Raw genomic sequence first — 25,549 nt, forward strand, 5'->3', positions numbered from 1 at the left:
TTCGGTCTTCGCTTCACTGTTCGGCGTCGATGGTCTCTCTTGGCCTATGCGTCGACATTAACGCAGGAGATCATCCTTGAAATGCTTGAAGTTGCGTGAAAGTCCGCACTATCTTGCAAGAACACGCATTCAGGTCCACGCACCACGCCAGGGAGCCGCCATGAGCCATGTCGCGTACGAGTTGGGCACGCAGCCCGCGTGCTGGGAGCGGGCCGCCGCACTGGCACCCGAGCGCCGGGCGGTGCTGCCGCGCCCGGGTGAGCGCACCGCGATCGTCGGCTGCGGGACCTCGTACTACATGGCCCAGGCCGCCGCCGTACTGCGGGAAGAGGCCGGGGCGGGCGAGACCGACGCCTTCCCCGCGTCCGAGTTCCCCCGCCACCGGCGCTACGACCGGGTGATCGCGCTGACCAGGTCCGGGACCACCACCGAGGTGCTCGACCTGCTGGCCGGACTGCGGGACGCGGGCGTCCCCACCACCGCCGTCATCGGGGACCCGGACACCCCCGTCATCACCCTCGCCGACGAGCTCGTCGTACTGGACTTCGCCGACGAGCGGTCCGTCGTCCAGACCCGGTTCGCCACCACCGCCCTCACCCTGCTGCGCGCCCACGTCGGCCTGCACAGCCCCTCCGTCGTCGCCGACGGGCGCACCGCGCTCGCCGACCCCCTCCCCGCGGAGCTCGAGACCCGGGGGCAGTTCACCTTCCTCGGGCGGGGCTGGAGCGTCGGACTCGCCAACGAGGCCGCGCTGAAGATGCGCGAGGCCGCCCTGGCCTGGGCCGAGTCCTACCCGGCCATGGAGTACCGGCACGGGCCCATCAGCGTCTCCGCGCCCGGCACCGCCACCTGGTCGCTCGGCGACGCCCCCGAGGGCCTGGCCGAACAGGTCCGGGGCACCGGGGCCCAGTGGGTGGCCGGACACCTCGACCCGCTCGCCGAGCTGGTCCGCGTGCACTGCCTGGCCGTCGCCGTCGCCGCCCACCAGGGGCTGGACCCGGACGCACCGCGCAACCTGACCCGCTCGGTCATCCTCACCACGGGCGAGGAGGCGGTCCGATGAGCCTCGTCTCCGCCGGCACGCTCGTCCTGGAGGCCGCCGCACAGGGCCGCGCCGTCGCCGCCTTCAACATCATCACGCTGGAGCACGCCGAAGCGGTCGTCGCGGGCGCCGAGTCGGCCGGCCTGCCCGTCGTCCTCCAGCTCAGCGAGAACGCCGTCAAGTTCCGGGGCGGGCAGCTGCTGCCGATCGCCCGCGCGGCCGTCGCCGTCGCCGAGGCCGCCGGGGTTCCCGTCGGCCTCCACCTCGACCACGTCAAGAGCTCCGAACTGCTGCGCCAGGCCGTGGACGCGGGGTTCAGCTCGGTCATGTACGACGCGGCGCACCTGTCCTACGCCGAGAACCTGGAATCCACCCGCTCCGCCGCCGACTGGGCGCACGTCAACGGGCTCTGGATCGAAGCCGAGCTCGGCGAGGTCGGCGGGAAGAACGGGGCCGCGCCGCTGGACCCGCACGCGCCGGGCGCCCGTACCGACCCCGACGAGGCGCGCCGGTTCGTCGCCGACTCCGGCGTGGACGCGCTGGCCGTCGCGATCGGCAGCAGCCACGCGATGACCAGCCGGACCGCGGCCCTGGACCACGCGCTGCTCGCCCGGCTCGCCAAGACCGTCGACGTGCCCCTGGTCCTGCACGGATCCTCCGGCCTGCCGGACGCGGAGCTCGCCGCGGCCGTCGCCGGCGGCATCCGGAAGGTCAACATCGGCACCGCCCTCAACGTGGCGATGACCGAGGCCATCCGCACCCACCTGACCCCGGCGGACCCCCGCCCGTATTTGGCCGCCGCAAGGGAGGCGATGACGGTGACGGCCGCCGCTATGATCAGCGCCCTGAACTGACGGAACGGGTACCGGGGGGCTTGATGGACACGCAGCGGGGCCACAGCAGACGGCGGTTCCTTCTGGGAGCGGGGGTCCCGCTGCTCCTCATCGGAGGCGGGATCGGCTACGCGCGGTGGCCCGAGGAGGAGGCCCGCCAGAAGGTGCGCACCGACCTGGAGCCGCTCAACCGCCGCTTCTGGACCGCGCTGGGCGACGTGTCCGACGCACACTGGCTGGGCTACGACATCGACGAGACCGACGGCGACCGCATGATACCGAGCCCGGACTCCCGCATCCGCCTCGTCGGGATGGCCCACCTCAAGCCGGGCACCGCGAACCGCATCCTGCGCGATCCCGCACACCAGTTTGAGGCCACGGCGCTGACGACCCTGCCCGTGGAGCTCAAGCCGTACGTTCCCTCCGCCGCGGCCTGGCGGCAGAGCGGGACGTACGACAAGGGCGCCCTGCAGGAAGGCCTGGACGTGATCCCGTCGGGCTCGTTCTGCTTCGACGGCATCCGCGACCTCGTGTACTTCGACTACGTCTTCCTCTACACCTGAGCCGCGGTCCGCAGGAGCCGTCCCACTCGGTGGGAGGACGGCGGCGCGGCTGTTGAAGCCGCGGCGGGAGCGGTGTTTCGTCGGACGCCGGAGCAGGCGCCGACGAGGTCTGGGTGGGGGAGCACCATTTCGCCGGGTACGAGATCGTCGCCTCGCCCGAGCTGTTCCTCGCGGCCGCCGCCGAGCGGACCTCCCGGATCAGGCTCGGGACCGGCGTCAACTCCCTCCCGTACCACCAGCCGCTGATCCTCGCCGACCGGATCTGCCGGCTCGACCAGCAGTCCCGGGGCCGCGCCTTGCTCGGCGTCGGCCCCGGACAGCTGCCGTCCGACGCCTTCATGATGGGCGTCGACCCGCTGCGCTCCCGGGAGATGACGGCCGACTCCCTCGACGCGATCGTCCGGCTGCTGCGCGGGGAGACGGTCACGGCCGCCACCGAGTGGTTCGCCCTGGAGGAGACCCGGCGCTTCGCCGGGCCGGACGCGGCCTTCGCCTCCCTGCGCCGCCCCGAGGAGCACGTCAAGGTCCTGATCCGCCCGGGGCTCGCGGGAAACGCGGTGGTGCCCCGCTGACCCTTCCGGATTGCTGGAACAGGTTCTAGTCTGCCCCCGCGGCGGCGGTGGACGGCCGCGCGACCTTGAGCCACGAGAGACCCGGAGGGGCCGTGCACCTCGAATACACGCCTGAGCAGCAGCAGTTGCGCACCGAGCTGCGCGCGTACTTCGCCGAGCTGATCCCCGAGGACGTCTACGCCCGGTACGAGGACCCGGCCGAGCAGAAGCGCTTCTACCGGGAGACCATCCGCCGGCTCGGGTCCGACGGCTGGCTCGGGGTCGGCTGGCCGAAGGAGTACGGCGGGCGCGGGATGTCGCCCATGGACCAGTTCATCTTCTTCGACGAGGCCGCGCAGGCCGTGGTGCCGCTGCCGCTGATGGCGCTCAACACCGTCGGGCCGACGATCATGCAGTTCGGCACCGACGAGCAGAAGGCCTACTTCCTCCCCAAGATCCTCGCCGGTGAGATCGACTTCGCCATCGGCTACAGCGAGCCGGACGCGGGCACCGACCTCGCCGCCCTCAAGTGCAAGGCCGTGCGCGAGGGCGACGAGGAGACCGGCACCTACGTGGTCAACGGCCAGAAGATCTGGACCACCAACGGCGACACCGCCGACTGGGTCTGGCTCGCCGTCCGCACCGACCCCGAAGCCCCCGCGCACAAGGGCATCACCATGCTCCTCGTGCCGACCGCCGACCCCGGCTACTCCTGCACCCTCATCAACACCCTCGCCTCGCACGACACCACCGCCAGCTACTACGAGGACATCCGCGTCCCCGCGAGCCGCCGCGTCGGCCAGGAGAACAAGGGCTGGCGGCTGATCACCAACCAGCTCAACCACGAGCGGGTCACCCTGGCCGCCCACGGCACCATGGCCATCCGAGCCCTGCACGACGTCCAGCGCTGGGCCGCCGAGACCAAGATCGCCGACGGTCGTCGCGTCATCGACCTCAACTGGGTCCGCGGCCGCCTCGCCCGCACCCACGCCCGCCTCGACGCGATGAAGCTGCTCAACTGGCAGATGGTCAACGCCGTCCAGGACGGCACCCTCACCCCGCAGGACGCCTCCGCCGTCAAGGTCTACGGCTCCGAGGCGCGCAGGGACGCGTACGCCTGGCTGATGGAGGTGGTCGGCGCGGCCGGCTCCCTCAAGGACGGCTCGGCGGGCGCGGTCCTGCACGGGGAGCTGGAGCGCGGCTACCGCAGCGCGGTCATCTTCACCTTCGGCGGCGGCAACAACGAGATCCAGCGCGAGATCATCTCCTGGATCGGCCTCGGCATGCCGCGCGTCCGCCGCTGAGCGGAGCCCGTACGGGCGTACGGGCGTACGGGCCTACGGGCACACGGGGGCGCGCGGGCAGTCCCGCCGGCGTACGCGCCCCCGTGTGCCCGTGCGCCGGTGTCGAAGCCCTGGCGGCGGCGGACGGCTTGCGGTTTCCTTGAAAGTGCTCGCAGACGGCGTTGTGGCGCACCACACAGCACGACGCGGCACGACCGGGCATCGTGGTGACGATCGCCCGAGGCACCTCAGGACAGCCGGCAGGCCAAGCTGATGGGGGAACTCCATGACCGCCGCGCCCGACGTCCCGGACATCCTGTCGCGGGAGTTCGCCGAGAACCCCTACCCGACGTACCGGGCCCTGCGCGAGAGCGCGCCGCTCAGCTGGCACGAGCCCACGCGCAGTTACCTCATCTCGCGCTACGAGGACGTCGCGCGGGCGTTCAAGGACAAGGACTCGCTCTTCACCACGGACAACTACGCGTGGCAGGCCGAGCCCGTGCACGGCAAGACCCTGCTCCAGATGAGCGGGCGCGAACACGCCACGCGGCGCGCCCTGGTGGCCCCGGCCTTCCGCGGCAACGAGCTCCGCGACAAGGTCGTCCCCGTCATCGAGCGCAACGCCCGCGAGCTGATCGACGGGTTCCGCGACACCGGCTCGGTCGACCTGGTGAGCGGCTTCGCCTCCCACTTCCCCATCTCGGTCATCGCCGACATGTTCGGACTGGACCGGTCCGGGCAGGAGGCCCTCGGCCACTGGTACCGGGCCTTCGTGGCGTTCATCGCCAACCTGTCCGGAGACCCGGAGCAGGCGGCGGCCGGCGCGCGCGCCCAGGCCGAGTTCGCCGCGTACATGCTGCCGGTCATCAGGAACCGGCGCGAGCACCTCGGGGACGACCTGCTGTCCGCGCTCTGCGCCGCCGAGGTCGACGGGGTGAGCATGAGCGACGAGGACATCAAGGCGTTCTGCAGCCTGCTCCTCACGGCGGGCGCCGAGACCACCGACAAGGCCATCGCCGGGCTCTTCTCGAACCTCCTGGCCCACCCCGAACAGCTCGCGGCCGTGCAGCGGGACCGCGGACTCATCGACCGGGCCTTCGCGGAGACCCTGCGCTACACCCCGCCGGTCCACATGATCATGCGGCAGGCCGCCGTCGACGTGTCCGTGAGCGGTGGCACCATCCCCGCCGGGGCGACCGTCACCTGCCTGATCGGAGCGGCCAACCGCGACCCCGGGCGGTACAAGGACCCGGAGCGGTTCGACATCTTCCGCGACGACCTGACGGCGACCACCGCCTTCTCCGCGGCCGCCGACCACCTGGCGTTCGCGCTCGGACGGCACTTCTGCGTCGGCGCGCTCCTGGCCAAGGCCGAGGTGGAGATCGCCACCAACCAGCTCCTCGACGCGATGCCCGGCATCCGGCCCGCCGACGGGTACGACCCGGCCGAGCAGGGCGTCTTCACCCGCGGACCCTCCTCCCTGCTCGTGGAGTTCACGCCGGCCGCCGGCTGAAGCCCGGGCAGCCGCGCGGTGGACGTCCGCTCCTCGGGCAGGCAGGCAGGCCCGTCCGACCGCTGCGCCCCCGGGGCTCAGATCTGGCCGGCGCCGCCGTCCACGAAGAGTTCGATGCCGGTGATGAAGCTGCTCTCCCGCGAAGCGAGGAACAGGGCCGCCGCGGCCACCTCCTCGGGGTGTCCGGCCCGGCCGAGCGGGACCCCGGCGGTCGCCCGTTCGCGTACCCCGGCCGGCGCCTGGGCCAGCGCCGGGGTGTCGACCGGGCCCGGACTGAGGGTGTTGACCCGGATCCCGCGCCCCGCGAGCTCCAGGGCCAGGCTGCGCGCGAGGGACCGTACGGCCGCCTTCGTGGCGGCGTACACGCCGAACCGGGTGGACGCCGAGGACCCGGCCGCCGATCCCAGCAGGACCACCGAGGCGCCGTCCCGCAGCAGCGGCAGGGCCCGCTGGACGGTGAAGTAGGTGCCCCGGAAGTTCAGGTCCGAGGTCGCGTCGAACTGCTCCTCGGTGAACTCGGCGAAGCCGCCCGCCGGTCCGCCGCCCGCGTTGGCCACCAGGACGTCGATCGGACGGCCCCCGGCGGCGACGGCCGCGTACAGCCGGTCCAGGTCCTCGACGCGGGACGCGTCACCGGGCACGGCGACGGCGCTCCCGCCCAGCTCCCGGGCCGCCGAGGCGAGTTCCGCCGGCCGCCTGCCGGTGATGAAGACCCGGGCGCCCTCCTGCACGAAGCGGTGGGCCGTCGCCAGGCCGATGCCCGCCGACCCGCCCGTGATCACCGCGACCTGCCCGTCGAGCTGCCCCGCGCGTCCCACGTGTGCCGTGTGTGCCGCGTGTTCTGTGCTCATGACCGTGCCTCCTCGCTCCGGGGGAGGCGGGTGCGGTCCGCCGACCGGACATCCTAGTGGCGCGTACGGGCGCCCGCCGGGTGGAATGCTGGAAGGACAGGAACACGGGAACACGCGGCGAGCGGGGGAGCGACGGCCATGGGTGAGAGCGGCGGACCCGATCCCGGGCTCTACGGCCCGCGATCCGTCACCTGGCAGTGCCACGGCGACCCGGTGATGTGGATCGCCGGAGTCCGCGCGCTCTACCTCCAGGCCCTGCACCCGCGCGCCGTCCGCGGGGTGATGGAGAACAGCTCCGCGTTCAGCGGCGCGAAGGGCCCGGGCGACGCCTGGGGCCGGCTGCTGCGCACCGCCGACTTCGTCGGCACCGTCACCTACGGCACCACCGAGGCCGCCGAGCGGGCCGGCGCCCGCGTCCGGAAGATCCACAGCACGCTGTCCGCCACCGACCCCGCCACCGGCGAGCGCTTCCCCGTCGACGACCCCGAGCTGCTCCTGTGGATCCACTGCGCCCAGATCGACAGCTTCCTGCACGTCCTGCGGCGCTCAGGGGTCCCGCTCAGCCCCGGCCAGGCCGACCGCTACGTCGCCGAGAACCTCGTGAACGCCCGCCTCGTCGGGCTCGACGCCTCCGGTGTACCCGCCGACACCGTCCAGCTGGCCGCCTACTTCGAGCGGATCCGCCCCGAGCTCGCCGCCGGCCCCGACGCGCACGCAGTGGACGCCTTCCTGTGCGCGCCGCCCGTCCATCCCCTCCTCGTCCCTGGCCGGAATCTGGTGTGGCGCCCGCTCGCCGCCCTCGCCTACGGATCCCTCCCCGGATACGCGCACCAGCTGTACGGCCGCCCCGCACCGGCCCCGCGCAGCGTCACCCGCCGCCTGCGTCTCACCGGTAGCCTGCTGCGCAGCATTCCCGCAGGTCTGCGCTGGCAGCTGCCCCCAGGTCACATCTTGAAAGCGATGCGCCGCATGGGCCCCGGGAGCCGCCCCGCGCCGTACACACTGCGTACATCAGCGGCCATACTGGACCGGCCGGGGAGGGCGTAGCACGACACACGGGGGCGACTTCAAGACATGGCGGAGTCCAGACTGATCCAAGGCAGGTACCGGTCGCTCGACCTGATCGGCCGAGGCGGCATGGGCGAGGTGTGGCGGGCCCGCGACGAGTCGCTGGGCCGGCACGTCGCCGTCAAATGCCTCAAGCCCATAGGGCCCGAGCAGGACGCCCACTTCACCCAGGTGCTGCGCGAGCGCTTCCGCCGCGAGGCGCGCGTCGCCGCGTCCCTCCAGCACCGGGGCGTCACCGTCGTCCACGACTTCGGCGACGACAGCGCCGCCGGCGGCCCCCTCTACCTCGTCATGGAACTCCTCGAAGGCCGCAATCTCAGCCAGCTCCTGGACGACAACGAAGCGCGCCCGCTCCCCGTGGACGTGGTCGTCGACATCGCCGAGCAGATGGCCGCCGCCCTCGGCTACACCCACGACCAGGGCGTCGTGCACCGGGACCTGAAGCCCGCGAACATCATGCGGCTCACCGACGGCACGGTGAAGATCTGCGACTTCGGCATCGCCCGGATCGCCGCCGACATCGGCTTCACCGCGAAGCTCACCGGCGGCGGCGTGGCCATGGGAACCCCGCACTACATGTCGCCCGAGCAGATCGCGGGCGGTGAGGTCGACCACCGCAGCGACCTCTACTCGCTCGGCTGCGTCCTGTACGAGATCGCCACCGGCGCCCCGCCCTTCGACCTCGGCGACTCCTGGTCCGTCCTGGTCGGCCACCGCGACACCGAGCCCGTGCCGCTGCGCGAGCACCGCCCCGAGCTGCCCGACTACTTCGAGCGGCTCGTGCTCGACCTGCTCGCCAAGCGCCCCGAGGACCGCCCGGGCGACGCCCGCCACCTGCACCGGCGGCTCGTCGAGGCCCGGCTCGGCCCCGGCACGGCGCCGGGCGCGCACCCGCCGCTGCCCGAATGGGCCGACGGGATGACCGCCGGGCGCAAGGCCGGCCTCGAAGCCCGGCCCGCGAGCGGGGCATGGGCCGTCCTGACCGGATCCTGGACGGCCACCCGCCCGGGCGCCGAGCCGCCCGTGCCCGGCGCAGCCGCCCGCGCGGACGGCCCCGCCGGGCGGCCCGCCGGGACCCCGGCGCAGGCGCAGGGGCAGGGGCAGGGCCAGTCGCAGGGGCAGTCGCAGGCGCCCGCAGCCCGCCCGGGCGGGCTGTCCGTCGTACGCCCGCGCCCGGCCGAGGACCCGCGGCTCACCGCCGCGTACGGGGTCCAGCGCGCCCCCGGCGCGGACCCCACCGGCCGTGACGCGCTCGCCGCCGGCCACGCCCGGGCCTTCGCCCTCAGCCGGGCCGGCCGTACCGAGGAAGCCCTCGCCGGGTACACGGCCGTCGCCGAGGGCCGGGCCCGGGTGCTCGGCCCGGACCACGCAGACACCCTCGCCGCGCGCCAGGAGGCGGCGTACGAGACGGGCCTGCTCGGCCGCCACCAGGAGGCCTACGAGGGCTACCGCGCGGTGCTCGCCGGCCGCGAGCGGACGATGGGCGCCGACCATCCCGACACCCTGCGCTGCCGGCACAACCTGGCCTGCGCGCTGGGCGCCCTCGGCCGCTTCGCCGAGGCCCACGCCGTCGCCGCCGAGGTCGCCGCCGACCGGGCGGCCGCCCTGGGCGCGGAGCACGCGGACACGCTGCTGACCCGGTACGAGGCGGCGTACGCGCTCGGCCGCCTGGAGCGCTGGGAGGAGGCCCTGGACGGTTTCCGGCACATCGCCGCCGTCCGGGAGCGGGTCCTGGGCCGCGACCACCCCGACACCCTGGCCGCGCGGTACGAGGCCGGCATCGCGCTCGGCCGGACCGGCCGCTGCGCCGAGGCCCTGGAGCTGTTCCGGGACCTGGTCCGCGACCGCACCCGCGCCTACGGGGCCGCCGACCCGGAGACGCTGCGCGCCCGCCACGTCCTCGGGGTCAACCTCGGGCGCCTCGAACGGTGGGAGGAAGCGGTGGCCGAGGCCCGGCAGGTGGGCGAGGCGCGGGCCCGGGCGCTCGGCGCCGAACACCCCGACACCCTGGTCAGCCGCCGGGAACTCGCCGTCGGGCTCGGCCGGCTGGGCCGCTGGGACGAGGCGCTGCCGCTGTACCGGGAACTGTCGGGCATCCGCGAACGGTCGCTGGGCGACGACCACCCCGACACCGTCGCCGCCCACGCCGACGAGGCGCACTGTCTGGAGCGGCTCGGGCAGGTGTGTTACCAAGAGCCATGACGACCTCGCGGGGCTTCGGTTCGGACGTGTACGACGCGGTGATCGTGGGAGGCGGCCACAACGGGCTGGTCGCCGCCGCCTACCTGGCGCGGGCCGGCCGCTCGGTGCTGGTCCTGGAGCGGCTCGGGCACACCGGCGGCGCGGCCGTGTCCACCCGGCCGTTCGCCGGGGTCGACGCCAGACTGTCCCGGTACTCCTACCTCGTCTCGCTGCTCCCGGCGAAGATCGTGCGCGAGCTGGGGCTGAGCTTCGAAGTCCGCAAGCGGGCGGTTTCCTCGTACACCCCCGTCGAGCGGGGCGGCCGGCCCGGCGGCCTGCTGGTCGGCGGCGGAGAGGCCCGCACCCGGGAGTCCTTCGCACGGCTGACCGGCTCGGACCGGGAGTACGAGAGCTGGCGCGCCTTCTACGGGACGACAGGGCGGGCCGCCGAACGGCTCTTCCCGACGCTGACCGAACCGCTGCCCACGCGTACGGAGCTGCGGGCCCGGCTCGACGACGAGGCGGCCTGGCGGATGCTGTTCGAGGAGCCCGTCGGGCAGTCGGTGGAACGGGAGTTCGCCGACGACCTGGTGCGCGGGGTCGTCCTCACGGACGCCCTGATCGGCACGTTCGCCGACGCCCACGACCCGTCGCTCGCCCAGAACCGCTGCTTCCTCTACCACGTGATCGGCGGCGGCACCGGTGACTGGGACGTGCCGGTCGGCGGCATGGGCGCGCTCACCGACGCCCTCGCGGGGGCCGCGCTGGCGGCCGGGGCGGAGATCGCCACCGGGCACGAGGTGCTGCGCATCGACACGGACGGGACGACCGCGCCGGCCGAGGTGACCTTCCGGACGGCGACGGGAGAGGGAAGCGTGGCCGCGCGCGTGGTCATCGTCAACGCCTCGCCCAGGGCGCTGGCCGAGCTGCTCGGCGAGGAGCCCGAGGGGCCGGCCCCCGAGGGGGCCCAGCTCAAGGTCAACATGCTGCTGCGGAGGCTGCCCCGGCTGCGCGACACCTCCGTGGACCCGCGCGAGGCATTCGGCGGGACCTTCCACATCGCGGAGGGGTACGAGCAGCTCGCCCGGGCGCACGCGGAGGCCCGGGCCGGCGAACTGCCCTCCGTACCGCCCTCGGAGATCTACTGCCACTCGCTGACGGACCCGTCGATCCTGGGACCCGAGCTCGCGGCGCAGGGCTACCAGACCCTGACCCTCTTCGGACTGCACACCCCGGCGCGGCTGTTCGGACACGACAACCGGGGGGCGAGGGAGGTGCTGCTCACCGCCACCCTCGCCCAGCTCGACGCGCACCTGGCCGAACCGCTCACCGACTGCCTCGCCTTCGATGCCGACGGCCGCCCGTGCATCGAGGCGAAGACCCCGCTCGACCTCGAGCGCGAACTGCGGCTGCCGGGCGGCCACATCTTCCACCGGGACCTGTCCTGGCCCTACGCGGAGCCGGACGGCGCGGGCGGCCGGTGGGGAGTGGAGACGGGCCGCCCGGGCGTCCTGCTGTGCGGTGCGGGGGCGGTCCGGGGCGGCGGAGTCAGCGGGGTCCCCGGCCACAACGCGGCGATGGCGGTGCTCGGGCACTGAGGCCGCGCGGTCACGTCGGGCGGGCCCGGGGCCGGACGGGCCCGGCGGCGGGCCCGGTTCAGGCGGCGGGCCGGTTCAGGCGACGGGGTCGATCACCACGATCGGGATCTCCCGGGTGGTCTTGGTCTGGTACTCGTCGTACGAAGGCCAGTGCTTGACCATCAGCGGCCAGAAGGCGGCACGCTCCTCGGAGTTCGCGGTCCGCGCGACGCCCTGGACGACCTTGGGGCCCACCTGGACCCGGACCTCGGGGTGCTCGCTGAGGTTCCGGTACCAGAGCGGGTCGGCGGGGTCGCCGCCCTTGGACGCGACGATGAGGTAGCGGCCGTCGTCCTCGCCGTAGATGAGCGGCGTGCGCACCGGCTTGCCGGATTTGCGGCCGACGGTGGTCAGCAGCAGGGTCTGGGTGTTGTTCCAGTACTGCCCCTCGGTGCCGCCGGAGCCGACGTACAGCTTGACGTGGTCCAGGGTCCAGCCCGGCTTGGGGTCGATCGGGTGGTCCCAGTCGATGTCGCTCATGGCGCTCTGCCCGCCTTCGTCGTGTCGTCGAGGTCGTCAATGACTTCGTGTTCAACGGTCAACAACCCACACCAACGAATGACAACGCTCCGGGGCACGGATGCGATACCCGATGGCAGCCGTTCGGGCCGAAAGAACCCCCCCTGGTCCGCTAGCCCGCTGGTCCGCTAGTCCGCCGAGCGGGACCAGCCGGTCGCCTCGATGCGGGAGGCGTCCGCGGGGCGGTCCTCGGCGAAGAGGAGGCGGGCGGGCTCCGCCACGCGCAGGACGTCGACGTAGACGCCGCGGCCCACGTAGCGGCCCTGCGCGGTGTGGCGGAAGCGGAGCCGGACCTCGCGGCCCGCCCACGCGGGGAGCGGGGCTTCGAGACGGTGCCAGATGCGGCCCGACCAGCCCGTTACGGAGCCGCGCGGCCACTGCTCGGCGGCTCCGCCGGTGGTGCGTACGGTGCTGAAGGGCAGCGGCTCCCAGGTCAGCCCGTCGGCGGAGGCCTCCACGTGCAGGGCTCCCTCGCCGGGCACGGTGTCCCACCACAGCGCGCAGCGCAGCCGGGCGGAGCCGGTGGACGGGGTGAGCGGCGGCAGGGTGAGGGTGCCGGAGCCCCCGGTCTCCATGCCGGAGAACCAGGCCGGGCCGCCGTGCTTCGTGCGGACCGGGACGGCGCGGGCGAAGCGGTTGCCGGTGGCGACGCGGGGGGCGCTGCCCGCGCGCCAGGTCCGCACGGGGTGGACGGAGTTGCCCAGCAGGATGAGGAAGGAATCGGTGGAGGGGTCCAGGACCAGGGAGGTTCCGGTGAAGCCGGTGTGGCCGGCGGAGTGCGGGGTGGCCATGGCACCCATGTACCAGGGCTGGTAGAGCTCGAAGCCGAGGCCGTGGTCGTCGCCGGGGAAGGCGGTGTTGTAGTCGGTGAAGAGCAGTTCCACGGAGGCGGGGCGCAGGATGCGCCTGCCGGCGTAGACCCCGCCGTCGAGCAGGGTGCGGGCGAGGATGGCCAGGTCCCAGGCGGTGCCGAAGACGCCGGCGTGGCCGGCGACGCCGCCCAGCGCGTGCGCGTTCTCGTCGTGGACCTCGCCCCAGACGAGCCCGCGGTCCAGCCCGGACCAGGGCGGTCGCTGCACTTCGGTGGCGGCCGTGACACGGCGCCAGGAGAGCGGTGGATTGTAACGAGTGCGGTGCATCCCGAGTGGAGCGGTGATCTCGTCTTGGAGCAGGAGATCCAGAGTGTGACCGGTGATCCGTTCCAGGAGCAGTTGGAGGGCGATGAGGTTGAGGTCCGAGTAGCGGTAGACCGTCCCGGGGGTCTCTTGCGGCCTCACCGACCACAGCAGTCGCAACTGGCCCGCCCGGGTGGGCTCCTGGTAGAAGGGGGCCCAGGACCGCAGCCCCGAGGTGTGCGTGAGGAGCTGGCGGACGGTGATCGCCTCTTTGCCCCCGCCGGTGAACTCGGGCAGGTACCGGTTCACCGGCGCCTCCAGCTCCAGTCGCCCGCGCTCCATCTGCTGCACGGCGAGCAGCGAGGTGAACAGCTTCGACAGCGAGGCCAGGTCGAAGACCGTGTCCTCCGTCATCGCGATGCGCTCGGCTGCCGGGAACTCCCGCACCCGGTCGGTGCGGCCGTCGTAGTCGGCGTACCGGACGGCTTCGCCCATCGCCCGGTGCAGGGCCACGGTGCGGCCCCGGCCGGCGAGGACCACGGCCCCGGCGTAGTACGGGCGTTCGGGGGAGGGGCCGAGGAACCGCCGCGCCTCGTCCGCGACCCCTTCGAGGTGCCTCTCCAACAGCCCGGCCTGGCGGGCGGAGCCGTAGCGCAGCCGCAGTCCCTGGAGCGCGCGCCGCTCGGCGGGCCCCCCGGCGGCGCCCGCCGGCCAGGGCAGCGCGGCCTGGAGCGCGAGCACGCCGCCCAGCGCGAGCAGCCGCGCGCCGAGCCGCCGCCGACTGAGCCCCCGCCCGTCACTGCCCCCGTCGCCCCTCCCGGGGACCGGGCCGCGCTGGTCGCCGGTGCTCCTGGCCTCTGGGCCGGGGGTGTTGGCGGTCCCGCCACCCGGCCCCGGGCTGTCGGCCTCGCGGTGGCGGGCGATGCCACCGGCCTCCTGGCGGTGGTGGTCGCCGGTGTCGCCGTCCGGCCCTGGGTGGCCGGTGTTCCTGGCCTCCGGGCCGGTGGTGTTGGCGGTCCCGCTACCCGGCCCCGGGTCGCCGGCCTTTCGGCGGTGGGGGTCGCAGCTGCCGTCCCGGCGGTGGACGCCGGTGTCCCCGTCGCTGCCGCCGACGACTTCGGCGTTCCGCTCGTGGGTTCCGGCGCCGTGGCCGCTGCCGTGCAGGCCATCGCCTTCGACGTCCCCGCCGGGCTCGTCGGCGCGACTGGGCCCACCCGCCCCGTCGGGCCCGACAGGCCAGGCCGCCCCAGCGGGCCCGTCGCCGGAGCCCTCGGTGTCACCGTCGTTCCCGCCGGCCCCATCGTGCACGCCCGCGCCGGCCGGCCCGTCGCGTTCGTGGTTCCGGCCGCTCGTGCGGCTTGGGTTCGGCATGCCGTGCCCGTCGCCGGGGCCTTCCGTGTCACCGTCGTTGCCGGCGGCCTTGCGTTCCTCCATGACCGGTCCTCCCGTCCACCGTCGCGCCCTCCCGAAGTATCTGCCCGTCCGCCGCGCACCTCCCGCCACGACCGGCCCGCAAAGAATCTGACGCTGCATCAGAAAATCTCTTCCCTCGGCGGCCCGGCTGCGGCATCCTGCCGCCCATGGAGACGGAGCTGAGCAAGAAACTGGGAGTCGAGCACGCCATCTTCGGCTTCACGCCCTTCCCGGCGGTCGCCGCTGCGATCACCCGCGCGGGCGGGTTCGGGGTCCTCGGGGCGGTGCGCTACACCGCCCCCGACGACCTCAAGCGCGACCTCGACTGGATGCAGGAGCACACCGACGGCAAGCCCTACGGCCTCGACGTCGTCATGCCCGCCAAGAAGGCCGTCGACGGCGTCAGCGAGGCCGACATCGAGGCGATGATCCCGGCCGCGCACCGCGAGTACGTCCGCGACACCCTCGCCAAGCACCACGTGCCCGAGCTCGCCGAGGGCGAGGCCTCCGGGTGGCGCATCACCGGCTGGATGGAGCAGGTCGCCCGCAACCAGCTCGACGTCGCCTTCGACTACCCCATCAAACTCCTCGCGAACGCCCTCGGTTCCCCGCCCGCCGACGTCATCGCGCGCGCCCACGCGCACGGCGTCCTCGTCGCCGCCCTCGCCGGCAGCGCCAAGCACGCCCGCCGCCACGCCGAGGCCGGCATCGACATCGTCGTCGCCCAGGGCTACGAGGCCGGCGGCCACACCGGCGACATCGCCACCATGGTGCTGGTACCCGAGGTGGTGGAGGCAGTCGGCCCGATTCCGGTCCTCGCCGCCGGCGGCATCGGCAGCGGGGAGCAGATCGCCGCCGGCCTCGCCCTCGGCGCCCAGGGCGCCTGGCTCGGCTCCCTCTGGTTGACCACCACCGAGGCCGACATGCACTCGCGCGCCCTGACGGAGAAGCTCCTCGCCGCCGGCTCCGGCGACACCGTCCGCTCCCGCGCCCTCACCGGCAAGCCCGCCCGCCAGCTGCGCACCGAGTGGACCGACGCCTGGGACGACCCGGAGGGCCCCGGCGCGCTCCCGATGCCGCTGCAGGGCCTGCTCGTCGCCGAGGCCGTGTCCCGCATCCAGAAGTACGAGATCCAGCCGCTGCTCGGCACGCCCGTCGGCCAGATCGTCGGCCGGATGAACAGCGAGCGCAGCGTCCAGGCCGTCTTCGACGACCTCACCAGCGGATTCGAGCGCGCCATCGACCGCATCACCCGCATCGCCGGCCGAGCCTGAGAGGCGTGAGCAGCGACATGACCGACTCACCGAACAAGCAGCCCGCGCCGACCGCGCCCGCCGCGGCCACGGCGGCCACCGCGCAGCCGCCCAACGGCTTCTGGGCGCAGGCCGCCGCCGACCCCGACCGCACCGTCCTGGTCACCCCCGAGGGCGAGGAGTGGACCGCGGACCGGCTGCACGCCGACGTCAACCGGCTCGTCCACGGACTGCGCGCCGCGGGCCTGGAGAAGGGGGACGTCTTCGCGGTCGTCCTCCCCAACAGCGTCGAGTTCCTCACCGCCTACCTCGCCGCGTCCCAGGCCGGGTTCTACCTCGTCCCGGTCAACCACCACCTCGTCGGCCCCGAGATCGCCTGGATCGTCTCCGACTCCGGAGCCAAGGTCCTCATCGCCCACGAGCGGTTCGCCGACGCCGCCACCGCCGCGGCCGACGAGGCGGGCCTGCCCGCGAGCCACCGCTACGCGGTCGGAGCCGTCGCGGGCTTCCGTTCGTACGGCGAGCTGCTCGACGGGCAGCCGGTCACCGCCCCCGGGGACCGCACGCTCGGCTGGGTCATGAACTACACCTCCGGCACCACCGGCCGGCCGCGCGGCATCCGCCGCCCGCTGCCGGGCAAGCTCCCGGAGGAGACGTACCTCGGGGGCTTCCTCGGCATCTTCGGGATCCGCGCCTTCGACGACAACGTCCACCTCGTCTGCTCGCCGCTCTACCACACGGCCGTCCTGCAGTTCGCGGCCGCCGCCCTGCACATCGGGCACCCGCTGGTCCTGATGGACAAGTGGACCGCCGAGGAGATGCTCCGCCTGATCGACGAGCACGCGTGCACGCACACCCACATGGTCCCGACGCAGTTCCACCGGCTCCTCGCGCTCCCGCAGGACACGAAGGACTCGTACGACGTCTCCTCGATGCGGCATGCCATCCACGGCGCCGCGCCCTGCCCGGACCACGTCAAGCGGGCGATGATCGACTGGTGGGGCGGGTGCGTGGAGGAGTACTACGCGGCGAGCGAGGGCGGCGGGGCCTTCGCGACGGCCGAGGACTGGCTGAAGAGGCCGGGAACCGTGGGCAAGGCCTGGCCGATCAGTGAACTGGCCATCTTCGACGACGACGGCGAGCGGCTGCCCGCCGGCGAACTCGGCACCGTCTACATCAAGATGAACACCGGCGGCTTCAGCTACCACAAGGACGAGGGGAAGACGAAGAAGAACCGCATCGGCGACTTCTTCACCGTCGGCGACCTCGGCCTGATGGACGAGGAGGGCTACCTCTTCCTCCGCGACCGCAAGATCGACATGATCATCTCGGGCGGGGTGAACATCTACCCGGCCGAGATCGAATCGGCCCTCCTCACCCATCCGGCGGTCGCCGACGCCGCCGCCTTCGGCATCCCGCACCCCACCTGGGGCGAGGAGGTCAAGGCGGTCATCGAGCCCGCCGAGGGCTTCGCGGCGAGCGACGCGCTGGCGGCGGAGATCCTGAACCACTGCGAGCGCCAACTGGCCGGGTACAAGCGGCCCAAGACCGTGGACTTCATCGAGACGATGCCGCGCGACCCCAACGGCAAGCTGTACAAGCGCCGGCTGCGCGAGCCGTACTGGGAGGGGCACGAGCGCGCGATGTGAGCGCCGGGGCCGGCCTTCGCGCCGGGCCGGCCTCCCGGGGCCGACCCCCCGGGGCCGGTCCCGCCGGCGGCCGGTCCCGCCACGCCCGGAGCTTCGTGAGAAGTGCCACGTCAGAGGCGTGTGAGCGGTCGTCGTGACGCACAAGGGGAACAGTTCTGGCAAGTTGGCTGATATGAGTACGGCAACGCACAGATCCCCCCTGACCGACTGGACCGTCGTGGTCCCCGTGGTGGCGCTCGTCGCGCTCGCCTTCAGCTGGGGACGCGATCTGCCCTCGCTCGCCGTGGCCCTGGTGGCGCTCTGCCTGGCCGGCGCCGTGCTGGCGGCGGTCCACCACGCCGAGGTCGTCGCGCACCGGGTCGGCGAACCCTTCGGCTCCCTCGTCCTCGCCGTCGCCGTCACCGTCATCGAAGTGGCCCTCATCGTCACCCTGCTGGCCGACGGCGGGGACAAGACCTCCTCCCTCGCCCGCGACACCGTCTTCGCCGCCGTCATGATCACGTGCAACGGCATCGTGGGCCTGTCCCTGCTCGTCGGGGCCCTGCGCAACAGCGTCGCCGTCTTCAACGCCGAGGGTTCGGGCGCGGCCCTCGCCACCGTCGCGACGCTCGCCGTACTCAGCCTCGTCCTGCCCACCTTCACCACCAGCAAGCCCGGCCCCGAGTTCTCCACCGCCCAGCTGGCCTTCGCGGCCTGCGCCTCCCTCGCCCTCTACGGCCTCTTCATCGCCGTCCAGACCGTCCGCCACCGCGACTACTTCCTGCCCGTGGACACGAAGCGGATCCGCAAGGAGGCGGCGCAGGCCGCGGCCGCGGCGGCGGCCGGCGAGGATGACGAGCACGCCGAACCGCCCACCGCCCGCGCCGCCCTGATCAGCGTCGGCCTGCTGTTCGTCGCGCTCGTCGCGGTCGTCGGCAACGCGAAGGCGGTCTCCCCGACCATCGAACGGGGTGTCGCGGACCTCGGCCTGCCCTACGCCGTCGTCGGTGTGATCATCGCCCTGCTGGTCCTGGCGCCCGAGACCCTGGCCGCCGTCCGCGCCGCCCGCCGCGACCGCGTGCAGACCAGCCTCAACCTGGCCTACGGCTCCGCCATCGCCAGCATCGGCCTGACCATCCCGGCCATCGCGCTCGCCTCGGTCTGGCTCTCGGGGCCGCTGATGCTCGGCCTCGCCCCGGTCCACATGGTGCTGCTCGCGCTGACCGTCGTCGTCAGCGCGCTCACCATCGTGCCCGGCCGCGCCACGCTGCTCCAGGGCGGCGTGCACCTCGTGCTGCTGGCGGCCTACCTCTTCCTCGCCGTCAGCCCCTGAGCGCGTCCGGGCCCGTACGGCCGTCGGCCCTCCCCGTACGGCGGGGAGCCGGCGGCCGTACCGGCGCCGGGGCGTCAGCGCCGCTCGCGCGGCCAGACCACCTTCAGCTGCGGCGAGGTGAGGATGTCCCACTCGCAGAACCGGGCCTTCACCCAGCGCTCCTGCGAGAAGAGCCGGGTCTGGTCGGCGTAGTGGGCGGAGTTCGGATTCGAGGACTGGCCGTACGTCAGCAGCGTGCGCGCCACCGGGCAGCGGCCGCCGTCCCAGCCGACCGCCTGGATGTGGCTCGAGCCGTGCAGGACCTCCGGATAGCCGCCGGCCGCCGCGTTCCACGGCGCCTCGATCTTGTTCCAGACGCCGAGGGCCTCGGTGCCGCCGCCGACCGGCAGTTTCCGCCCGCCGCGCACCACGAACTGGTGGTCGCCGAGCGGGGCGTCCAGCGCGATGCCCGCCGCCTTCAGCTCCGCGACCGTGTCGGCGAGCGCCCGGCCGATCCCGGGAGCCGCCTGGTTGAGCGTCCGGGGCGTGCGGACCGGATCGGCCGCCGAGAACGGCACCAGCCACAGGTCCTTGGCCGGCGTGCCCGCGGTCAGCTTGCGCCAGAACCGGTCGAAGAGCAGTGCGCCGCGGCTGGTGGTGTCGGCCGTGTGGTCCCAGGCCGCCAGCACCCCGCACGCCGCCGACACGTCCACGGCCGCGCCGTCGCCGGCCGTGGCCTTGCCGCCCGGAAGGGCCGCGCACGCCTTCGCCGCGTCCGCCGCCGCCAGGTCACCGGCCGGGGCCCGGTTCGCGAATTGCTGCTCCTGCAGGTCCGCCACGGTCAGTCCGCCGCGCGAGGCCATCGCGGACACGTCCTCCACCGCACCGCGGGTGCGCAGCGAGCGCGGGGTGCCCACGTTGCCCCAGATCCGCTCGTACCCGGTGAGCGGCTGATCCGCGTTGGCCAGCCAGGCGCTGTCGTTGGAGTTCTCCGCGTACGGGGCGCCCTGCAGCGTCGGCGCCTTCGCCGGCCCGAACACCCCCGGTTGTACGGCGTCCGCGTCCGAGCCGAGCGCGCAGTCGGCCCGCGAGCCGTCCAGGACCGCCAGCCCCGAGGACGGGTACGTGGCCCTGCCGAGCGGGGTCGAGCAGCGGGCGGCGAGCTCGTCGGTGATCCGGGGAAGCACCTGGGACTGGGTGAAGAGGGTGCCGCCCGCCGAGTCGGCGGCGACGGTGTTGACCCACGGCAGGCCCTGGGTGCGGCGCAGGGCGTCCTGGATCCCGGCGACGGAGCGGGCCTTGCCCATGGCGAGCGCGGTGTCGGAGCCGCGCAGGTTGGCCGCGTTGGGGTCGTTCAGCGCGTAGGCGGTGGCCGCCGTCCAGGGCAGCGGCAGGCTCCCGCCGAGACCGGAGACGACCGGGCCGTAGCGGGTCCACCACTGCGTACGGGTGACCGGGGCGCCTGCGGACACCTGGACGCTGACCTGGCGCCGGATCATCTTCTCCGGCTTCCCGTCCACCAGGTACGCGGTCGGGTCGGCGGGGTCGAGGACCAGCTGGTGCAGGTTGACGGGGGTGCCGGTGGCCACGGTGTGGCTCCAGGCCACCTTGTCGTTGAAGCCGATGTTCACCACCGCGGTGCCGAGCAGCGAGCCGCCCGAGACGTTCAGCTCGCCGGGGATGGTCTGCTGCGACTGCCAGAAACGGCGGCCGCCCTGCCAGGGGTAGTGCGGGTTCCCGAGCAGCAGGCCCCTGCCGTTCGCGGTGGTGGAACCGGCGAAGGCCACCGCGTTGGAACCCATGTCGTAGCGGGTGGTGTCGAAGAACTCCCGGGCCGCCTCCGCCGCGGCGGCCGGATCGACCTCACCGGCGGGCGGACCGGCCGCACCGGCGCCGGCGCGGGCACCGGCGCCCGGGGCCGCGCCCGGGGGCTGCGCGCCGCCCGGGGGCTGCGCCGCGGTGATGCCGTCCACGGCGCGGCCCTGGCCGCCGAGCACCGAGACGGCGAAGCCGCGGGCGGCGACGTCGGTGACGGTGACCGGGCGGACCCACCCGGCGCCCTTGCAGGCCGGATCGGTGATCTTGTTCTGGGCGAGCCAGGCGTTGTAGCCGGCGGCCCACCCGCGCATGAGCTCCTTGACGTCCTTGCCCGGACCGGCCGGCGCGGGCGCGGCGAGCAGCTCCTCCACGGCGCCGGAATCGCGGACGCCCTTGAAGTACAGGTCGCTGGAGAGGTTCCCGACGGCGGAGGAGAGCGAGCCGTCGGGTGCGGCGTCCGCGCCGAACCAGCGCGAACGCTCGCCGGACACGGTCAGGAAGCCGTCGGCGAGCACGCAGACCTGGTCAGCGGCCTGCGCCCAGCCGGTGCCGAATCCGAGGTGGGCGTAGTCCTGGGCCAGGATGTGGGGGATGCCGTTCTCGGTGTAGCGGATGACGGCGGACAGACCGCCGCCGGAGGGGCCGGAGCCGGACGGGCCGGAGCCCTGTTCCCGGGCGGCGGCCTCGGGCAGCGCGGCGGTGGCGGCCAGCAGGGTGGCGCCGATGAGGGCGACGCGGCGGAGGAGCGGGCGGGTGCGACGGTGTCCGCGGAGTAAGCGCAACATGTCTCCCAAGTAGCCTGCGCGCGGGCGAAATCGCCCGTGCGGGTGCGGTTGCCCGTGCGGGTGGGCGGGGCCGGCGGCGCTCTCGGTGCCGGCGGTGCTTCTGTGCAACCACACTCACGCAGGCCGACTGACCCCCTGTCAACATGCCGTTTGGTATCCCCTGGTGGAGCGGTCCGGCATCCGGGGCGCTGCGGTCATTGACCCCGTGCGCACCGGGAGACGAGGATCCCGGTATGACGCCAGTGCGCAAGAACACGGTCGACGGACTGGTCCACGACAGCGCGCGGCGCGTCCCGGACCGGGTGGCCGTCCGCTACCGGCAGCGGAGCTGGACCTACGCGGAGCTGGACGCGGCCGTCTCCACGGGCGCGGCCGTGCTGCGCGAGCGGTACGGGCTGGCCGAGGGGGACCGGGTCGCGACCTTCGCGCACAACAGCGACGCCTATCTCCCGGCCTTCCTCGCCTGAGCGCGGGCCGGGCTGACGCACGTCCCGGTCAACCAGAACCTCTCCGGCGAGGACCTCGCGTACATCCTGGAGAACTGCGCGGGTTCGCTGGTCCTCGCGGACCCGGACCTGGCCGGGCGGATCCCCGACGGGTTCCCCGTGCGACCGCTGCGCGACGCCCCCGGCTCCTTCCTCGAGGAGCTGGCCGAACCCGCGCCCTTCGCCCGGACCGGGGACCCCTCCGGGCTGGCCCAGCTGCTGTACACGTCCGGGACGACCGCCCTGCCCAAGGGCGCGATGATGACCCACGAGGCGCTCTGCCACGAGTACGAGAGCGCGATCGAGGCCCTGGACCTGGCGGCGGGGGACCTGCCCGTCCACTCCCTGCCGCTGTACCACTCGGCGCAGATGCACGTCTTCCTGCTGCCGTACCTGGCGGTGGGCGCCCGCAACACGATCGTGGACGCGCCGGTCGCCACCGAGATCTTCGACCTCGTCGGGGCGGGGGAGCCGGACAGCCTGTTCGCCCCGCCGACGGTGTGGATCGCGCTGGCGAACCACGTGGAGACGCGGGTCGTCGACGAGGACGGGGCGGACGTGCCGGACGGCACCCCCGGCGAGGTGGTCTACCGCTCCCCGCAGCTCTGCCGGGGTTACTGGAACGACGCGGAGGCCACGAAGCAGGCGTTCCGGGACGGCTGGTTCCGCTCCGGGGACCTGGCGGTGCGGGACGCGCAGGGGTACTTCACGGTGGTGGACCGGGTCAAGGACGTCATCAACTCGGGCGGCGTGCTCGTCGCCTCCCGGCAGGTCGAGGACGTGCTGTACACCCACCCGGGCGTGGCCGAGGCGGCGGTGGTCGGCCTGCCCGACGAGCGGTGGATCGAGGCGGTCACGGCGGTGGTGGTCCCGCGGGACGGGGTCACGGAGGCGGAGCTGGTCGCCCACGCCCGCGAGAGGCTGGCGCACTTCAAGGCCCCCAAGCGCGTCCTGTTCGTGGACTCGCTGCCCCGCAACGCGAGCGGCAAGATCCTCAAGCGTGCCCTCCGCGACCGCTTCTCTGATCCGGCCTGACCGGCGCCCCTACTCCGTGAGGAGCTCGCCGCCTTGGAGGCTGCGCAGGACGAGGTGCTCGTGGACGAGGCGGCCGACGAGGGCGCCGCCGTAGACCACGAAGCCGACGCCGACCAGCCAGGACTGGACGACCAGCAGGGTGCCGAAGGGGCCGTACGTCACGGCGTTGGAGGCGATCAGCGGGGAGAACACCAGCTGCGAGAACACCCGCAGCCCGAGGAGCCCGACGCTGGTGGCGGCGGCGCCCGGGAGGAGGGCGCGCCAGCGGACCCGGCCGCCGAGCAGGAGCCGTTGCGAGGTCCAGAAGAACAGGCAGGTGCCGATGACGTCGCCCGTGGTGCCCAGGACGGTGCCGACGGCGTCGTTCGAGGGGGCGGGGATGGTGACCAGCAGCGCGAGGTAGCAGCACAGCAGGGCGAGCCACACCACGTGCCGCCACATGGTGTGCCAGCGGGCCGTCGGCAGGTCCCAGACCTTCTCGTACCCGGTCTGCACGGCGGAGCCGAAGGTCAGGCCGAAGACGGCCAGCGCGGCCAGGCCGAACGCGGTGGTCCGCTCCAGCGCGAGGTCCGCGGCCCCGAACAGCATCTCCACGCGCTCCCGGGAGTACGCCGTCACCCCGAGGGCCTGGCCCAGCCAGCGGCCGAAGCCCGAGCCGCTGCCGGGCGCGGCGGCCGCGACGACGACCAGCAGCGGTACCAAGGTCAGGAAGCCGAGGGCGGCGAAGCCCATCGCCCGGTGCATCAGCTCCATCTCCCGGCCACGGCTCCAGGCCAGCCCGGCCTGGGAGGCCTGGAGCCGGTCGTGGAGCTGCCGGAAGATCGAGGTCACGCCCCTTTCCCTACCCGGACCGGCCCGCGCCTTCCCGGGTGGCCCCCCGAAGTGGGCCCGAAGGGGTGGATCCGGGGCCGGATCCGGGGGCCGCGCGGCTCAGGCCCCCGGCGGTGTGTCCCGGAGGTCCCTCACGCGCTTGATCTTGCCGACCGACCGCTCCAGGGTCTCCGGGTCCACCACCTCCACCGCGACCGAGACTCCGACGCCCTCCTTGACCGCCCGGACCACGGCGGCCGCCGCGGCCTCCCGCTGACCGGCATCGCTCTCCCGCCGCGCCTCCACCCGTACGGTCAGGGCGTCCAGCCGGCCCTCCCGGGTCAGCCGGAGCTGGAAGTGGGGGGCCAGGGCCGGTATGCGCAGGAGGACCTCCTCGATCTGCGTGGGGTAGAGGTTCACCCCGCGCAGGATGATCATGTCGTCACTGCGGCCCGTTATCTTCTCCATCCGGCGGAACGCCGGCCGGGCGGTGCCCGGCAGCAGCCGGGTCAGATCCCGGGTGCGGTAGCGGATGACCGGCATCGCCTCCTTGGTGAGCGAGGTGAAGACCAGCTCCCCGGCCTCTCCCTCCGGCAGCACGGCGCCCGTCAGGGGGTCGACGACCTCCGGATAGAAGTGGTCCTCCCAGATGTGCAGGCCGTCCTTGGTCTCGGCGAACTCCTGTGCGACGCCCGGGCCCATCACCTCCGACAGGCCGTAAATGTCGACCGCGTCGATGTCGAGCCGCTCCTCGATCTCGCGGCGCATCTCCTCCGTCCACGGCTCGGCGCCGAAGATCCCCGTGCGCAGGGAGGTGGCGCGGGGGTCCAGGCCCTGGCGCTCCATCTCGTCCAGCAGGGTCAGCATGTAGGACGGGGTGACCATGATGACCTCCGGCCGGAAGTCCTGGATCAGCCGGACCTGGCGGTCCGTCATCCCGCCCGACGCGGGCACGACCGTGCATCCCAGGCGCTCCGCGCCGTAGTGCGCGCCCAGTCCGCCGGTGAACAGCCCGTACCCGTACGCGACGTGGACCATCTGGCCCGGCCTGCCGCCCGCCGCCCGGATCGAGCGGGCGACGACATCCGCCCAGGTGGACAGGTCCCCCTCGGTGTACCCGACGACCGTCGGCCGGCCCGTGGTGCCGCTGGACGCGTGGATCCGGCGCACCTCGGAGCGCGGCACGGCGAACATCCCGAAGGGGTACTGGTCGCGCAGGTCCGCCTTGGTGGTGAACGGAAAGAGGGCGAGATCGGAGAGGGAGCGGCAGTCGTCGGGATGCAGGCCCGCCTTCTCGAAGGCCTGCCGGTAGAAGGGCACCCGCTCGTACGCCCGGTGCAAGGTCGCGCGCAGCCGCGTCAGCTGCAGCGCGGCCAGCTCGTCCGGGCCCAGCCGCTCGCCCTCGTCCGCAGCGCCGTCCTGGCCCCTCGTGTACGTACCCATGCCGCCCACCCCACTTCGAGTCAACCGACCGATCATTCGGTAGATTGCCGGACCGCGGCGGCCAAATCAATTACTCGAACGGGTGATCGTCTGCTGGAATTGTCCCCATGCCGATCGCCACGCCCTCCACCTGCACCTTTACCTTCGCCACGTAGGACGGAACCGACGCAGGCTGATCCTGCTCGACCTGCTCGACCTGCTCGACCTGCTCGACCTGCTCGACCTGCTCGACCTGCGCGGCTGCTCTACGCGGCGGCCCACCCGCGGCGCGTGCGCCGGCTCGCCTGGTCACTCCGATCTGCTGGGCCGTCGACCTCACGGAGCCCCCGGAGGTCCGCCCGGCGGACATCCGCCGGCGGGCCGGCAGCGAGCCCTACGACCCGGCCATCGCGGCCTGCGAGCGGGCGCTCG

The 25,549-nt window shown here is 73.5% G+C and carries 18 protein-coding genes and 2 pseudogenes; 13 read left to right on the top strand and 7 right to left on the bottom strand.

Annotated features, from left to right (window positions below; all coding sequences use genetic code 11):
• The first annotated feature begins 160 nt into the window (after positions 1-160).
• The 6 genes and pseudogenes from DRB89_RS10165 to DRB89_RS10190 all read left to right on the top strand — a co-directional run bounded on the left by DRB89_RS10165 (position 161) and on the right by DRB89_RS10190 (position 5,785).
• Entirely contained in the window at positions 161-1,063 is a 903-nt protein-coding gene (locus tag DRB89_RS10165; protein WP_112447963.1) for an SIS domain-containing protein, read from the top strand.
• The gene (locus DRB89_RS10170) at positions 1,060-1,896 is read left to right on the top strand and encodes a class II fructose-bisphosphate aldolase (RefSeq protein ID WP_112447962.1); all 837 of its coding nucleotides are present in this window, start codon (positions 1,060-1,062) and stop codon (positions 1,894-1,896) included. Before DRB89_RS10165 ends, DRB89_RS10170 begins: the two co-directional genes overlap by 4 nt.
• Positions 1,897-1,919: 23 nt before the next feature.
• Entirely contained in the window at positions 1,920-2,438 is a 519-nt protein-coding gene (locus DRB89_RS10175; RefSeq protein ID WP_112447961.1) for a hypothetical protein, read from the top strand.
• Between the two features lie 104 nt (positions 2,439-2,542).
• Positions 2,543-3,010, top strand: a pseudogene (locus tag DRB89_RS10180) (LLM class flavin-dependent oxidoreductase); the annotation flags it as partial.
• Positions 3,011-3,102: 92 nt separating this feature from the next.
• Complete coding sequence (locus tag DRB89_RS10185; protein WP_112447959.1) at positions 3,103-4,293, top strand: acyl-CoA dehydrogenase family protein; 1,191 nt, start codon at positions 3,103-3,105, stop codon at positions 4,291-4,293.
• Between the two features lie 265 nt (positions 4,294-4,558).
• A complete protein-coding gene (locus DRB89_RS10190; RefSeq protein ID WP_112447958.1) occupies positions 4,559-5,785 on the top strand; it encodes a cytochrome P450 in 1,227 nt (408 codons plus the stop codon).
• A 77-nt stretch (positions 5,786-5,862) separates the two neighbouring features.
• Here the strand turns inward: DRB89_RS10190 and DRB89_RS10195 are convergent, their stop codons facing one another.
• On the bottom strand, positions 5,863-6,636 hold the full coding sequence (locus DRB89_RS10195) for a glucose 1-dehydrogenase (RefSeq protein WP_112447957.1): 774 nt from the start codon (positions 6,634-6,636) through the stop codon (positions 5,863-5,865).
• A 138-nt stretch (positions 6,637-6,774) separates the two neighbouring features.
• Between DRB89_RS10195 and DRB89_RS10200 the strand changes: the two genes are divergently transcribed.
• The 3 genes from DRB89_RS10200 to DRB89_RS10210 are packed head-to-tail and all read left to right on the top strand — an operon-like array spanning position 6,775 to position 11,483.
• On the top strand, positions 6,775-7,683 hold the full coding sequence (locus tag DRB89_RS10200; protein WP_112447956.1) for an oxygenase MpaB family protein: 909 nt from the start codon (positions 6,775-6,777) through the stop codon (positions 7,681-7,683).
• 27 nt (positions 7,684-7,710) lie between these two features.
• On the top strand, positions 7,711-9,906 hold the full coding sequence (locus DRB89_RS10205; RefSeq protein WP_112447955.1) for a serine/threonine-protein kinase: 2,196 nt from the start codon (positions 7,711-7,713) through the stop codon (positions 9,904-9,906).
• Positions 9,903-11,483: an NAD(P)/FAD-dependent oxidoreductase gene (locus tag DRB89_RS10210; protein ID WP_112447954.1), complete on the top strand. Its 1,581-nt coding sequence runs from the start codon at positions 9,903-9,905 to the stop codon at positions 11,481-11,483. The genes DRB89_RS10205 and DRB89_RS10210 overlap by 4 nt, the downstream gene beginning before the upstream one ends.
• Positions 11,484-11,558: 75 nt before the next feature.
• Here the strand turns inward: DRB89_RS10210 and DRB89_RS10215 are convergent, their stop codons facing one another.
• Together DRB89_RS10215 and DRB89_RS10220 are read right to left on the bottom strand one after the other, a co-directional pair.
• Positions 11,559-12,002, bottom strand: a complete 444-nt coding sequence (locus DRB89_RS10215) for a nitroreductase family deazaflavin-dependent oxidoreductase (protein WP_112447953.1) — start codon at positions 12,000-12,002, stop codon at positions 11,559-11,561.
• Positions 12,003-12,169: 167 nt separating this feature from the next.
• Positions 12,170-13,915 carry a serine hydrolase domain-containing protein gene (locus tag DRB89_RS10220; RefSeq protein ID WP_204358006.1) on the bottom strand — a complete coding sequence of 582 codons (1,746 nt, stop codon included), beginning with the start codon at positions 13,913-13,915 and terminating at the stop codon, positions 12,170-12,172.
• 821 nt (positions 13,916-14,736) lie between these two features.
• Here DRB89_RS10220 and DRB89_RS10225 point away from each other — a divergent pair.
• The 3 genes from DRB89_RS10225 (at position 14,737) to DRB89_RS10235 (ending at position 18,783) form a co-directional block, all read left to right on the top strand.
• Positions 14,737-15,843, top strand: a complete 1,107-nt coding sequence (locus DRB89_RS10225; protein ID WP_112447952.1) for a nitronate monooxygenase family protein — start codon at positions 14,737-14,739, stop codon at positions 15,841-15,843.
• 5 nt (positions 15,844-15,848) lie between these two features.
• A complete protein-coding gene (locus DRB89_RS10230; RefSeq protein ID WP_239516073.1) occupies positions 15,849-17,471 on the top strand; it encodes an acyl-CoA synthetase in 1,623 nt (540 codons plus the stop codon).
• A 172-nt stretch (positions 17,472-17,643) separates the two neighbouring features.
• Positions 17,644-18,783, top strand: coding sequence for an ionic transporter y4hA (locus DRB89_RS10235; RefSeq protein WP_112447951.1), 1,140 nt, complete (start codon positions 17,644-17,646; stop codon positions 18,781-18,783).
• 74 nt (positions 18,784-18,857) lie between these two features.
• Here the strand turns inward: DRB89_RS10235 and DRB89_RS10240 are convergent, their stop codons facing one another.
• Positions 18,858-21,365, bottom strand: a complete 2,508-nt coding sequence (locus tag DRB89_RS10240; RefSeq protein WP_112447950.1) for a penicillin acylase family protein — start codon at positions 21,363-21,365, stop codon at positions 18,858-18,860.
• A gap of 233 nt (positions 21,366-21,598) precedes the next feature.
• On the opposite strand from DRB89_RS10240, the pseudogene DRB89_RS10245 reads away from it, so the two are divergent.
• Positions 21,599-22,885, top strand: a pseudogene (locus tag DRB89_RS10245) (AMP-binding protein).
• Between the two features lie 9 nt (positions 22,886-22,894).
• Here DRB89_RS10245 and DRB89_RS10250 read toward each other — a convergent pair.
• The 3 genes from DRB89_RS10250 to DRB89_RS42790 form a co-directional block, all read right to left on the bottom strand.
• Entirely contained in the window at positions 22,895-23,716 is an 822-nt protein-coding gene (locus DRB89_RS10250; RefSeq protein ID WP_112447949.1) for a YhjD/YihY/BrkB family envelope integrity protein, read from the bottom strand.
• A gap of 99 nt (positions 23,717-23,815) precedes the next feature.
• Entirely contained in the window at positions 23,816-25,138 is a 1,323-nt protein-coding gene (gene paaK, locus DRB89_RS10255; RefSeq protein WP_112447948.1) for a phenylacetate--CoA ligase PaaK, read from the bottom strand.
• 70 nt (positions 25,139-25,208) lie between these two features.
• Positions 25,209-25,430 (bottom strand): hypothetical protein, encoded by a 222-nt coding sequence (locus DRB89_RS42790; RefSeq protein WP_162688530.1) that lies wholly within the window; start codon positions 25,428-25,430, stop codon positions 25,209-25,211.
• Between the last annotated feature and the right edge of the window lie 119 nt (positions 25,431-25,549).

This window comes from Streptomyces sp. ICC4, from assembly GCF_003287915.1.
Lineage (GTDB): Bacteria > Actinomycetota > Actinomycetes > Streptomycetales > Streptomycetaceae > Streptomyces > Streptomyces tritrimontium.

Excerpts from the sequence above, each read along its gene's own strand:
- DRB89_RS10195 (WP_112447957.1), bottom strand. The coding sequence starts at position 6,636 with ATGAGCACAGAACACGCGGCACACACGGCACACGTGGGACGCGCGGGG.
- DRB89_RS10200 (WP_112447956.1), top strand. The coding sequence starts at position 6,775 with ATGGGTGAGAGCGGCGGACCCGATCCCGGGCTCTACGGCCCGCGATCC.
- DRB89_RS10235 (WP_112447951.1), top strand. The coding sequence starts at position 17,644 with ATGAGTACGGCAACGCACAGATCCCCCCTGACCGACTGGACCGTCGTG.
- DRB89_RS10190 (WP_112447958.1), top strand. The coding sequence starts at position 4,559 with ATGACCGCCGCGCCCGACGTCCCGGACATCCTGTCGCGGGAGTTCGCC.
- DRB89_RS10215 (WP_112447953.1), bottom strand. The coding sequence starts at position 12,002 with ATGAGCGACATCGACTGGGACCACCCGATCGACCCCAAGCCGGGCTGG.
- paaK (WP_112447948.1), bottom strand. The coding sequence starts at position 25,138 with ATGGGTACGTACACGAGGGGCCAGGACGGCGCTGCGGACGAGGGCGAG.
- DRB89_RS10240 (WP_112447950.1), bottom strand. The coding sequence starts at position 21,365 with ATGTTGCGCTTACTCCGCGGACACCGTCGCACCCGCCCGCTCCTCCGC.
- DRB89_RS10165 (WP_112447963.1), top strand. The coding sequence starts at position 161 with ATGAGCCATGTCGCGTACGAGTTGGGCACGCAGCCCGCGTGCTGGGAG.
- DRB89_RS10225 (WP_112447952.1), top strand. The coding sequence starts at position 14,737 with ATGGAGACGGAGCTGAGCAAGAAACTGGGAGTCGAGCACGCCATCTTC.
- DRB89_RS10170 (WP_112447962.1), top strand. The coding sequence starts at position 1,060 with ATGAGCCTCGTCTCCGCCGGCACGCTCGTCCTGGAGGCCGCCGCACAG.
- DRB89_RS10205 (WP_112447955.1), top strand. The coding sequence starts at position 7,711 with ATGGCGGAGTCCAGACTGATCCAAGGCAGGTACCGGTCGCTCGACCTG.
- DRB89_RS10175 (WP_112447961.1), top strand. The coding sequence starts at position 1,920 with ATGGACACGCAGCGGGGCCACAGCAGACGGCGGTTCCTTCTGGGAGCG.
- DRB89_RS10210 (WP_112447954.1), top strand. The coding sequence starts at position 9,903 with ATGACGACCTCGCGGGGCTTCGGTTCGGACGTGTACGACGCGGTGATC.